An 11,939-nucleotide genomic window follows, 5' to 3' on the forward strand; every position below is an offset into this window, starting at 1 on the left:
CCGGGCTGACGTCTCATCCATCACCTGCCACATCGACGAACACCGGGTTGGCATAGAACCACGTATCGACCCAGGGGTCACCGTCGCCGGGCACGTGCGGGACCGGGCCGTGCGGGTCCACCGAGGCTCCGAGGTATCCGGCGCCGTTGCGGTTGCCGTCGCTGCCGCGCAGCCGGACGTAGAAGGACTCCTCGCCGGCGGTCAGCGGGACGCGCAGGGTGTACGTGCCCCTCCTGCCGCTCACGTCGAGGGTCCGCACGACCCGGGTGTCGGGCGCCCGCCAGTCGTCGCGGTCGGCGGCGGGTCCGCGCACCGCGCCGCGGATCACGTCGACGTGTGCCAACTCGGGCAGGATTCCCTGCGGGTTGGGGCGCGAGGCCGACGTCACCGTGACGGACAGCGTGAGCCTGTCGCCCCTGCGCACGCGCAGCCGCCCGCCCGTCGTGACGCCCCGGCCGTGGTCGCAGTCCCGCTTGAGCCGGACGTCGAGCCCGTCCAGCAGGTGCCCGTGGTCGACCCAGACCCGGCCGGCCCGCAGCCCCGCCATCACCGCGCGATACGCGTACCGCGTCACGCCCACGTGCGTACGGCTGAACTGGCCGGGCCAGAAGTCACCGCCCGGCTGCTGCGAGTCCGTGTTCACCGGGTCGGGCAGGCGCCCGGTGTTGTCGAAGTTCCGCCCCGGCGCCCAGTCGCCGTTCTTCCAGGTGTCGAAGACGACGCGGTGCACATCGGAGTTGCTGGTGACGGTGAAGAGCCTGCCCTCCGCGAGCATGGCGTCCCACATGCCGCCGACGGTCGCCGTCATCCAGTCGAAGCCGCCGTACAGGACGTACGCGTCCTGCGGGTATCCGGGGAAGGAGTTCGCGGACGGCTTGTTGACGTACTCGCCGCGCTGTTGTCCCGAGCCGACCCAGCCCGGTATGCCGCCGCCCTGGGCGCCGGGAGCGCCCTCCATGCCGATCACGATCTCGGGGGCCGCGTCCCGCCAGTTGCGCATCTCGTGCGGGGAGTCGATGCCCAGGCGCAGCGGGTGGTTGGCGAGGACGAGCACGTCGTCGACGTAACCCGTGCGGCGCTGCTCGGCCAGCCACCTGACCGCCTCGACGGCGTGCGCCTCGTTGCGCGCCGTGTCCGGGTGCGAGGCCGCGCCGTCCGTGTAGCCGAGCAGCTTGCCGTCGTAGGCGAGCTCGAACCGGGTCAGCAGGTCCACCTCGTGGGGGCCGGGCGGCGAGAACACCGTGGCGTGCTCGGCGGCCGGGATGTACCACTCCAGGCCCTGGAAGATCAGCTGGCGCGGGTTCTCGGCGCGCGCCGTGACGATCTCCTGGTGCTCCAGCCGGGCCCCGTACTGTGCGTGGCCGACGTTGGAGTGCTCGTTGAAGACCATCCAGTCGAGGCCGAAGTGGGCCCCGGCGCGGGCGAGCTGGGAGAACGTGTACTTCGCGTCGTGGCTGTAGACGGAGTGCACATGGTGGTCGCCGACGAGGTGGGCGAGACGGGGGTCGTCGCCGCCGTACCGCCGTTCGTCGGCCGCGGCGGGGGCCGCGAGCGGGCCGGCCGCGAAGGCGGCGCCGAACAGGCCCGCACGGCGCAGGAGTCCGCGCCGGGACACGCCCTGCGCGTCCAGGCGAGCGGGGGAGACGGACGGATCGGCCCAGGCGGGCAGCCGCTGCTCGGTCATCGGTGTGGGGTCCTCCGGGTCGGTGGTTCACCAACGGCGTGACGGGAAGGGCATGTTCGACGATCCGCACGCCGCCGTGCCGGCCCTGCGGGAGGGCGAGGCCGGCGGCGCGGGACGGACGAGGCCGCATCAGAGCAGGCGCAGCGTCCAGGACCAGCGGTGCGTGCCGGTCCGGACGAGATACGCGGCGGACGTGTCGGGCCCGCACGAGGCGGTGCCCAGGCCCCGGTGGGCGGCGTCGATGTGCACGACGCAGCCGATCCGCGGCACCAGCTCGTCGTGGTGGGCGGCGGCCAGGTCCCCGGCGGCGAAGCGGGTCACGGACACCTGGCGCGGCGCGTCCAGGGCCACGGCGAGGCCGGTGGCGTCCGGCCCCGACAGCGTGAAGTTCCGTACGCCGTGCCGCCCGCCGCTCTCCTGGGGCCGCAGATACGGGGTGAACAGATCGTCGACGCGGGCCCGGTGGTGGCCCACGGGCGCGCCCGCGCTCCGGTCCGGATACGACTCCCAGGGGCCCTGCCCGAACCACTCCAGGACGTCGAGCCCCGCGACGGTCTCGAACACCGACCCGACGCGTGCCACGTCCTCCAGCCCGTCCGGCAGTTCGGCCGACTCCTCGACCCGGACCCCGCCGGGGACACGGGTGAACACCTGCTCATGACGCACGACACCCGCCGGTGTGCCGTACTCGGCGAGCACGGTGACGCCCTGGCCCGCACGGCGCACCGAGACGACCTCACGCGTCAGCCGGTCGAGGCCCCAGGCGCGCCAGCGCGCCGCCATCCCGCCGAGCTCGTCGTTGTCGGTCGGTGCCCGCCACAGGGAGAGGACCGGGGCCGCGGCCAGCAGCGGATGGACGAGCAGCCCGGCGTCGTCGACCTCGACGGGCGGGCCGTCCACGGCGGCGTCCGGCGCCGCGGCGGCGGGGCGCAGCCGGACCTGCGGCACGCACACCTCGGTGCCGCGAGGCGCCCACGGCTCGTCCACCGCCGTGGTCACCCGCAGCGTCAGCCAGGCCTCGCCGCCGTCGTCCGGCAGGTCGAAGGGAACCGGCAACGTGGCGGACCCGCCCGGTGGCACGTCGGGCAGCTCGGCCGGAGCGGTCAGGGTGCCGCCGTCCGCGAGCGCGAGGCGCCACTCGGCAGCCAGCCGGTCGAGGCCCCGGAAGTGCCGGCGGTTGGTGATCCGCAGCCCGTCGCCCGCACGTTCCAGCCGCACCGGCGCCGCGATCTCGCGGTGCTCGTACATCACCGGTTTCGGGGTCCGGTCGGGAAAGACGATCCCGTCGGCGATGAAAGCGCCGTCGTGGATCGTCTCGCCGAAGTCGCCCCCGTACGCCCAGCGGTGGCCGGGCGCCGCGACACCGTCGGCGTACTGCCCGGCGCCACCGCGCCCGGCCGGTCGTCCGTCGTTCACGCGCTGCAGGATGCCGTGGTCCCAGAACTCCCAGATGAAACCGCCCTGAAGCCCCGGGGTGGACTCGATGGCCGCCCAGTGGTCCGCGAGGGTGCCGTTGCTGTTGCCCATGGCGTGCGAGTACTCGCACTGGATGAGCGGCTTCGTCTGCTCGCCCGACAGCGCGTGCGCGACACACTCCTCGACCGGCGCGTACATGGGGCACGCGATGTCGGAGACGACCGTGGGGTCGGCCCAGCCCTGCTTGGCCGCACCCTCGTACTGGACCGGGCGGGTCGGGTCGTGGCGGCGCAGCCGGCCCGCCGCGGCGTCGTGGTTGGCGCCGTAGTCGGACTCGTTGCCGAGCGACCAGACGACGACGCTCGGGTGGTTCCGGTCGCGCAGCACCATGCGCGTGACACGGTCCACGTAGGCGGCCGTCCAGCGCGGGTCGTCGGCGAGTTCGTGGGCGTGGTCGTGGGCCTCGATGTTCGCCTCGTCGACCACGTAGAAGCCGAGTTCGTCGGCGAGGTCGAGCAGGGAGGGGTCGTTCGGGTAGTGGGCGGTGCGGATCGCGTTGAAGCCGAAGCGTTTCAGCACCGCCAGGTCCGCGTGCATCTCCGCGTACGTCACGGTGCGTCCGGTCAGCGGGTGGAAGTCGTGCCGGTTCACGCCCCTGAAGTAGACCCGCTCGCCGTTGACGAGCAGGTCCCGGCCGCGGACCTCGACCTCGCGGAAGCCCACGCGGTGGTGAGTGGAGTCGGCGACCGAGCCGTCGGCGCGGTGCAGCCGCACGGTCAGGCCGTACAGCTCGGGCGTCTCCGCGCTCCAGCGGCGGACGCCGGGGACGAGCGTGCCGAGGCGTGCCTCGCCGAGGAAGCCGGAGACACGGCCGTCCTCCATGTTGGCCCGGTCGAACGCGGTGTCCGGCGTCAGGGGCCGGCCGTCGAGTTCGCCGGACACGGACCAGCCCTCCGGCAGCGTGCCCGCCGCGTGCCGCACCTGGCAGTCCACCCGCAGTTCCCCGTCGATCCGGGTCCGCGCCGTCACGTCGGCCAGGTACAGCGGGTCGGTGGCGTACAGCAGGACGGAGCGGGTGATCCCACCGTGCCACCACTGGTCCTGGTCCTCGATGTGCGAGGCGTCCGACCACTTGACGACGGTGAGCCGCACGGTGGCCCGCCGCCCCGGACGCACCACCTCCGAGAGGTCGAACTCGGCGGCCAGGTGCGAGTCCTTGGAGATCCCCACCGGCCGCCCGTCCACATGGACGAGCAGCACGCTCTCGGCGGCACCGACATGGAGGACGATCCGGCGGCCGGCCCACTCGGCGGGCACGTCCACCTCACGCTCGTACACGCCCGTCGGGTTCGCGGCGGGGGACGCGGGCGGGACGTCGCCCCACGGCATCCGGAAGTTGGTGTACTGCGGCAGGTCGTCGGTGTCCTGGAGGGTCCAGGCACCGGGGACCTCGGCCCGCGCCCACACGCCGTCGGGCGCGTCGGGGGCCGGCAGCAGCTGGAAGCGCCAGTCGCCGTCGAGCGACAGCGCACCCGCCCGCCGGTCCACGGCGTTCATCGGCAACCGCCCCCAGGAGGTCACCTCGGGTGCTTCCCAGGGGCGCAGGGCGATCAGCGGATCGGGGGCGTACGCGCCGCCGGCCGTCGGACCGGGCATCAACGGATGGCCCCCTTGCCGAGGTCGCCGATGATCTGCTTGGCACCGATCGCGAAGACGGCCAGCAGCGGGAGGAGGGCGAGCAGCGCGCCCGTCATGACCATCCCGTAGTCGGTCGTGCCGTGGACGCCGTTGAGCTGGGACAGGGCGACCTGGAGGGTCACGTTGTGCGGGTCGGTGAGGGCGATCAGCGGCCAGGCGTAGTCGTTCCACTGGCCCATGAAGGTGAAGATGCCGAGGAAGGCGAGGCCGGGCCGGACGACCGGGAGCGCCACGTGCCAGTACTGGCGCAGGAACCCGGCGCCGTCGAGCCTCGAGGCGTCGAGCAGTTCGTCGTGGATGGCGCTTTGCATGTACTGGCGCATCCAGAAGATGCCGAACGCGTTGGCGGCGGCCGGCACGACCAGCGCGGTCATCGAGCCGATCCAGCCCAGCTTCGCCATGATCACGAACTGCGGGATCGCCTGGAGCTGCGCCGGCACCATGAAGATCGCCATCATCAGCGCGAACAGGAACCGGCGGCCGGGGAACCGGAACTTGGCGAAGACGAAGGCCGCCAGGGAGTCGAAGAACAGCACCAGGACGGTCACCGTGCCCGCCACCAGCAGCGAGTTGGCCATCGACCCGAAGAAGTCGACATTGTCGAAGAGGTGGCGGACGTTCTCCGCGAAGTGCGAGCCCGGCAGCAGCTTCGGCGGGTAGGAGAAGATCTCCGTCGAGGCGTGTGTCGACATGATCACGGCCCAGTAGAACGGGAAGACCGAGATCAGCAGACCGACGACCAGGACCAGATGGAGCGCGACGCCCCGCTTCCGTGAACCCTTGATGGATGCCATGGTGGCGGGCTCCTATTCTTCGCCCCGGCGCTGCACCAGGCGCCAGTTGACGATCGAGAAGAGGACGACGACGAGGAAGATGCCCCAGGCGACGGCGGCGCCGTACCCGAAGTCGTTGTTGTCGAAGGTCTGCTGGAAGAAGTAGAGGACCATGGTCTGGCCCGCGTGTCCGGGGCCGCCCGCGAAGGACGAGTTGTTGTCCGTGGTCTGGAGCAGCACCTGCGGCTCGGAGAAGCTCTGCAGGCCGGTGACCGTCGAGATGACGAGCACGAAGAGCAGCACCGGGCGCAGCAGCGGCAGCGTGATCCGGAAGAAGGTCTGCACGGGCCCGGCGCCGTCCATCCGCGCCGCCTCGTACAGCTCGCCCGGGATCGTCTGCAGACCGGCGAGGAAGATGATCGCGTTGTAGCCGGTCCACTGCCAGGTCATCAGCGTGGCGATGGCGACCTTGATGCCCCAGGGCGTGTTCAGCCAGGCCACCTGGTCGAGACCGACGGCCTGCAGAAAGGCGTTGACCAGGCCGAAGTTGGTGGAGAAGACCGAGCCGAAGATGATCGCGACCGCCACGATCGAGGTGACGTTCGGCAGGAAGAAGGCGAAGCGGTACACGTTCTTGAAGCGGACCGCGGAGTTGAGCATCACGGCCGTGACCATCGCCAGGAAGATCATGGGGAAGGTGGCCAGCGCCCAGATGACGACGGTGTTCCCGATCGCGCTCCAGAACTGGCCGTCCGCGAGCAGGTACCGGTACTGCGACAGCCCCGCGTACTCCATCGTGCCCAGCCCGTCCCAGCGGTGGAACGACAGGTAGAGCGAGAAGCCGACCGGGATCAGACCGAAGGCGAGGAAGAGCAGATAGAAGGGGGAGATCGCGGCGTACAGCCGCCAGTGGCTCAGCACGCCCTTCCTGGGGTGCGGAGCGGGTGCGGCGGCCACGGGCGCCGGATGCGTCTCCACCACGGGTGCGGTAGCCATGTCAGTAGCTCACCCCCACGTGGTCCGCGATGCGCCGGCAGCTGCTCATGGCGTCCTTCCATGCCTTGTCCGGGTCCTTGCCGAGGACGGAGAAGTTCCGCAGCTCGTCGCTGATCGGGGTGCCGAGCGCGATGTCGTAGGGGCTGTTGAAGGCGACGGGGATCTTCCGCGCGGCCGGGCCGAAGACGTCCATCGTGATCTGACCGCCGAAGAACGCGTCGGGTTCGCGCAACTGCTTCATGCCGTACGACGCGGGGGTCGACGGGAAGAGCACCGAGTCGACGAAGCCCTGGGCCTGGTTCTCCGCGTCGAGCATCCAGGTGATCAGCTCGAAGGCGCGCTCCGGCTCCCGGCAGGCCTTGGTGATCGACAGGAAGGAGCCGCCGATGTTCGACGGTCCGCCCGGACACTGGGCCACCCGCCACTTGCCTTTGGTCCGCGGTGTGTTGAGCTTGATGTCGCCGGCCGCCCAGGAGGCGTTGAGCTGGCTGGGCAGCAGGCCGCGCTCGGTGGCGGATATGTTGTCCGGCGTCCCGTTGACGATCTTCGAGACCAGTCCGCGGCGGGTGGCCTCGACCGCCCGGTCCCAGGCCGTGCGTACATGCTCCTGGTCGCCGATGAAGTGCCGGTCCTCGTCGACGTACCGGCGGGTCGACTGGTTGACGGAGATGCCGAAGACGCTGAGCGCGTCGGTGAGGATGAAGGTGCCGGGCAGACGCTTCTTGAGCTGCTCGCCCGCGGTGAAGAACTTCTCCCAGGTGTCGAGTTCCGCGGAGACGTCCGCCGGCTCGTGGGGCAGCCCCGCCTTCTCGAAGACGGCCGGCTGGTAGTAGTGGGCGACCGGGCCGCAGTCGATGGGGAAGCCCACCATCGAGCCGTCCGGGGCGATGCCCTGGTCCCACTTCCAGGGCAGGTACCGGTCCCGGTACCGCGCGGCGCCGAGCGTGCGCAGGTCCACGAACTGGTCGGAGTTCGGCAGGTACGAGGCCATGTCCTCGCCCTTGAGCCCGGCGATGTCCGGGATGTGGGCGCGCCCGGTCATCGTGGTCATCAGCTTCGAGCGGTAGTAACCGCCGATCTGGATGGCCTGGAGGTTCATCGAGTCGTCGTAGCGGGCCTTGGCGTTCTGGACGACCTTCGGACTCAGCCCGCCGCTCCAGTACCACAGGACCATGTTCCGGCCGGTCGAGCCGGTCGGAACGGCACAGCCGGTCGCCAGGCCGCCGAGCGCCGTGGCGGCCGTACCGGCCAGGCCCGCGCGCAGCAGGCCTCTTCGTGAGAGCCGCACAGCTCCCACCGCCTTTCGGATCTGTTCGGGTCTTCGCATGAGGGGTCAGTGCCGCCGGGCGGGGCCGGGCGGGGTCACGGGCGCGTACGGGACGGGCGGGCCCGGGTCGGCAGGGATCCGGTCCGCCAGGAAGCCGTACGCGCGCCGCAGTGCGGGGTCGTCGACGGAGCGCCACCAGCGGTCGACGCCGTACCAGCCGGGCGCGGCCAGGGCGCCGCCGTGCCGTCGCACGGAGAGCCCGGCGCCGAGCACGGCGAAGCGCAGCCGTTCCTCCAGCGGCCAGCCGCCGAGCGACGCCGCGACGAAGCTCGCGCCGAAGACGTCACCGGCGCCCGTCGGGTCGACGACATCGATGTCGAGGGCCGGCACCTCGGCGTACTCGCCGGTCGTCTGGTCCACGGCGATCGCGCCGTCGCCGCCGCGGGTGACGACCGCGACCGGCACCAGCTCGGCCAGCCGGCTCAGGGCGGCGGCCGCGCTGCCGGTGCGCGTGTAGGCCATCGCCTCGGTCTCGTTGGGGAGGAAGGCGTGGCACAGCGCGAGCTGGTCCAGGAGGTCGTGCGACCACTGCTGGGTGGGGTCCCAGCCGACGTCGGCGTAGATCTGCGTGCCGTTCGCCGCCGCCTTGGCGAGCCAGGCGCGCGGCTCCGCCTCGATGTGCACGAGCGCGGTGCGCGCCGCCGGCGGGTCGCTCATCAGCGCGTCCTGCGAGTGGGGTGGTTCCTGGCCGTGGGTGACCAGGGCGCGGTCGTGGACGGGGACGTGTCCCGCGGGGGCGGGAGGCCCGGTCCGGGGGAGCGCCAGGGAGACGGTGACCGGGGTGTGCCAGCCGTCCGCGGTACGGGAGAGCGTGAGGTCGACGCCCTCCTGGCCGGCGAGGACGTCATGGCAGTACGTGCCGTAGGCGTCGTCGCCGAAGACCGTGGCCAGGGAGGTGCGCAGGCCGTAACGCGCCGACGCCACGGCCAGGTTGGCGATGCCCCCGGGGCTGACGCCCATGCCCTCGGTCCAGATCTCCTCGCCCGGCGTGGGCGGCTTGCCCAGTCCGGTCAGGACGAGGTCGTAGAAGAGCAGACCGGTCAGCAGGACATCGGGCCGTTCGTCGCCCACGGGTACGTCCTCTCGTCAAAAGTCTGCAAGCGGTGCACAGGATCGTGCGCGCCGCCAAGGAATTTGGCAAGAGTCGAGCAGAACAGAGCATGGAAATGAAGAAAGATGACGACTATTGTTCAGGGTGTGCTGGCAGAGCGACGACATCAACTCATCCTGCGGGCCCTGCGTTCCGGCGGTCCCGCGGCCGTGACCGACCTCTCCGAACAGCTGGGCGTGAGCCCCGCCACGGTCCGCCGCGACCTGGTGAAGCTGGAGGAGGAGGGCCTGCTGACGCGGGTGCACGGCGGCGCGGTCGTGGACGAGGGCGACCAGCCCTTCGCCGAGGTGGCCGAGGTCCGCGTGCCCGAGAAGGACGCCATAGCCGTGCAGGCCGCGTCGATGATCCAGGACGGCGAGTCCGTGCTGCTCGACATCGGCACCACCGCCTACCGGCTGGCCCGGCAGCTGCACGGCCGCCGGATCACCGTCATCACCAGCAACCTGGTGGTCTACGAGGAACTCGCGGACGACGAGGACATAGAGCTGGTGCTGCTCGGTGGCATGGTCCGACGCGAGTACCGCTCGCTCGTCGGCTTCCTCACCGAGGACAACCTGCGCCAGCTGCACGCCGACTGGCTCTTCCTCGGCACCAGCGGAGTGCGGCCCGGCGGCCAGGTGATGGACACGACCGTCGTCGAGGTGCCCGTCAAGCGCGCCATGATCAGGGCGGGTGAGCGGGTGGTCCTGCTCGCCGACCGGGCCAAGTTCCCGGGCACGGGCATGGCCAAGGTCTGCGGCCCCGAGGAACTGGACGTGGTGGTGACCGACGCGCCGGTGGACGCGGCGACACGTTCCGCGCTGGAGGAGGCGGGCGTGCGGGTGGTCGTGGCATGAGCCCCGGCCACGGATCCGCCGCGTGGGCCCGGCCGTGAACGCCCGCCGCGGGTACGCGCGACGGCCCGCGCGTACGGCGCCGGGCAGGCCCGACGCGCACGACGTGCCCGGCGGGCCCGGCATGCGGCCCATCTGGTGCGGTCGGCACACGCCGGACGGCCGGTCCGGGCATGCGCCCGACGGTCGGCAGGGGCAGCATGCGCCTGACGCTCGGCATGGCGGCGACGCGCCGGACAGGCGGCGCGGACGGTATGCGCCGGACCGGCGGCACGGCGGCGACGCGCCGGACAGCCGGCACGGACGGCATGCGCCGGACGGTCGGTACGGCCCCGACGCACCCGACGGCCGCCATGGGCGTCCCGCCCGCGGTGGATCGTACGGGCGGCACGCGCGACCCGCGCCGTTCGGCCGCCATGCGTGGCCGACCCCGTATGGGCGCCCCAGACGGCCCGCGCCGTATGCGTGCCACGTGCGGCCTACGCCGTGCCGGTGCCACGCCCGGCCTGCGCCGCACGGGCAGCACGCGCGCGGCGCACCGTGCGGGTACCGCGCGCGGCCCACACCGTATGGGCGCCACGTGCGGCCCGCTCCGTACGGGCGCCACGTGCGGCCCGCGCCGTACGGGCGGCATGCGCGGCCTACGCCGTGCGGGCCCCACGCCCGGCCCGCACCGAACGTGTCGTACCGGCAGGAACGCGCGCGGCACGCCGAGCGTGCCCGGCGCGCAGAACTCGCAGAACTCGCAAAGGTGGTAATCGCGTGAGGCTGACCATTCTCGGCGGCGGAGGATTCCGTGTGCCGCTCGTGTACGGGGCGCTCCTCGGGGACCGTGCCGAGGGACGCGTCACCCGGGTCGTGCTGCACGACCTGGACCCGGCACGGCTGTCCGCCGTCGCGCGGGTGCTCGCCGAACAGGCGGCGGGCGTACCGGACGCGCCCGAGGTGACCGTCACCACCGACCTCGACGACGCCCTGCGCGGCGCCGACTTCGTCTTCTCCGCGATCCGCGTCGGCGGCCTGGAGGGGCGCGCGGACGACGAACGCGTGGCGCTCGCCGAAGGCGTCCTCGGCCAGGAGACGGTCGGCGCGGGCGGCATCGCGTACGGACTGCGCACCGTGCCCGTCGCCGACGACATCGCACGCCGGGTCGCGCGGCTGGCCCCCGACGCCTGGGTCATCAACTTCACCAACCCGGCCGGCCTCGTCACCGAGGCCATGGCCCGGCACCTCGGCGACCGCGTCATCGGCATCTGCGACTCGCCGGTCGGCCTCGGCCGCCGGATCGCGAAGGTGCTCGGCGCCGACCCGCGCGAGGCGTGGATCGACTACGTCGGGCTCAACCACCTCGGCTGGGTGCGGGGTCTGCGGATCGCGGGCCGGGACGAACTCCCGCGCCTGCTCGCGGACCCGCAGCTGCTCGGTTCCTTCGAGGAGGGGCGGCTCTTCGGCCCGGACTGGCTCCGGTCCCTGGGCGCCGTCCCCAACGAATACCTGCACTACTACTACTTCAACCGCGAGACCGTCCGCGCCTACCAGCAGGCGGACCGGACGCGCGGCGCCTTCCTGCGCGACCAGCAGGCGGGGTTCTACGAGGAGATGACGCACCCCGACGCCGCCGCACTGAGCGCCTGGAACCGTACGCGCGCCGAACGCGAGGCCACCTACATGGCGGAGAACCGGGACGCGGCCGGCGCGGGCGAACGCGACGCCGACGACCTCTCCGGCGGCTACGAGAAGGTCGCCCTCGCCCTCATGCGGGCCATCGCCCGCGACGAGCGCACCACGCTGATCCTCAACGTCCGCAACCGCGGCACCCTGGCGGTCCTCGACGACGCGGCTGTCATCGAGGTGCCCTGCCTGGTGGACGCCAACGGCGCGCATCCGGTCGCCGTCGACCCGCTGCCGGACCACGCCACCGGCCTGGTGTGCGCGGTGAAGGCGGTGGAGCGGGAGGTGCTGTCGGCGGCGGAGTCCGGGTCCCGCACGACCGCGGTGAAGGCCTTCGCGCTGCACCCCCTCGTCGACTCCGTGAACGTGGCACACCGGCTGGTCGACGGCTACACCGCCGCGCACCCCGGCCTGGGTTACCTGAAGTAGA

Annotated in this window: 8 protein-coding genes; 2 read left to right on the forward strand and 6 right to left on the reverse strand. The window is 72.2% G+C overall.

The window, feature by feature from the left end:
• Nucleotides 1–13: 13 nt before the first annotated feature.
• The 6 genes from ABEB03_RS28710 to ABEB03_RS28735 all read right to left on the reverse strand — a co-directional run bounded on the left by ABEB03_RS28710 (nt 14) and on the right by ABEB03_RS28735 (nt 8,965).
• Nucleotides 14–1,684 (reverse strand): histidinol-phosphatase, encoded by a 1,671-nt coding sequence (locus tag ABEB03_RS28710; protein WP_345655586.1) that lies wholly within the window; start codon nt 1,682–1,684, stop codon nt 14–16.
• Between the two features lie 129 nt (nt 1,685–1,813).
• Nucleotides 1,814–4,756, reverse strand: a complete 2,943-nt coding sequence (locus ABEB03_RS28715) for a glycoside hydrolase family 2 TIM barrel-domain containing protein (protein WP_345655588.1) — start codon at nt 4,754–4,756, stop codon at nt 1,814–1,816.
• Nucleotides 4,756–5,592, reverse strand: coding sequence for a carbohydrate ABC transporter permease (locus tag ABEB03_RS28720; RefSeq protein WP_345655590.1), 837 nt, complete (start codon nt 5,590–5,592; stop codon nt 4,756–4,758). The genes ABEB03_RS28715 and ABEB03_RS28720 overlap by 1 nt, the downstream gene beginning before the upstream one ends.
• A 12-nt stretch (nt 5,593–5,604) precedes the next feature.
• Nucleotides 5,605–6,567 (reverse strand): carbohydrate ABC transporter permease, encoded by a 963-nt coding sequence (locus tag ABEB03_RS28725; RefSeq protein WP_345655592.1) that lies wholly within the window; start codon nt 6,565–6,567, stop codon nt 5,605–5,607.
• A 1-nt stretch (nt 6,568) separates the two neighbouring features.
• Entirely contained in the window at nt 6,569–7,855 is a 1,287-nt protein-coding gene (locus tag ABEB03_RS28730) for an ABC transporter substrate-binding protein (RefSeq protein ID WP_345655863.1), read from the reverse strand.
• Nucleotides 7,856–7,900: 45 nt separating this feature from the next.
• Nucleotides 7,901–8,965, reverse strand: coding sequence for a carbohydrate kinase family protein (locus tag ABEB03_RS28735; protein ID WP_345655594.1), 1,065 nt, complete (start codon nt 8,963–8,965; stop codon nt 7,901–7,903).
• Nucleotides 8,966–9,091: 126 nt separating this feature from the next.
• Between ABEB03_RS28735 and ABEB03_RS28740 the strand changes: the two genes are divergently transcribed.
• Together ABEB03_RS28740 and ABEB03_RS28745 are read left to right on the forward strand one after the other, a co-directional pair.
• A complete protein-coding gene (locus ABEB03_RS28740; RefSeq protein WP_345655865.1) occupies nt 9,092–9,841 on the forward strand; it encodes a DeoR/GlpR family DNA-binding transcription regulator in 750 nt (249 codons plus the stop codon).
• A gap of 759 nt (nt 9,842–10,600) precedes the next feature.
• Nucleotides 10,601–11,938 carry a 6-phospho-beta-glucosidase gene (locus ABEB03_RS28745; RefSeq protein ID WP_345655596.1) on the forward strand — a complete coding sequence of 446 codons (1,338 nt, stop codon included), beginning with the start codon at nt 10,601–10,603 and terminating at the stop codon, nt 11,936–11,938.
• Nucleotide 11,939: the final 1 nt, after the last annotated feature.

It is taken from the genome of Streptomyces siamensis (assembly GCF_039543605.1).
GTDB lineage: Bacteria > Actinomycetota > Actinomycetes > Streptomycetales > Streptomycetaceae > Streptomyces > Streptomyces siamensis.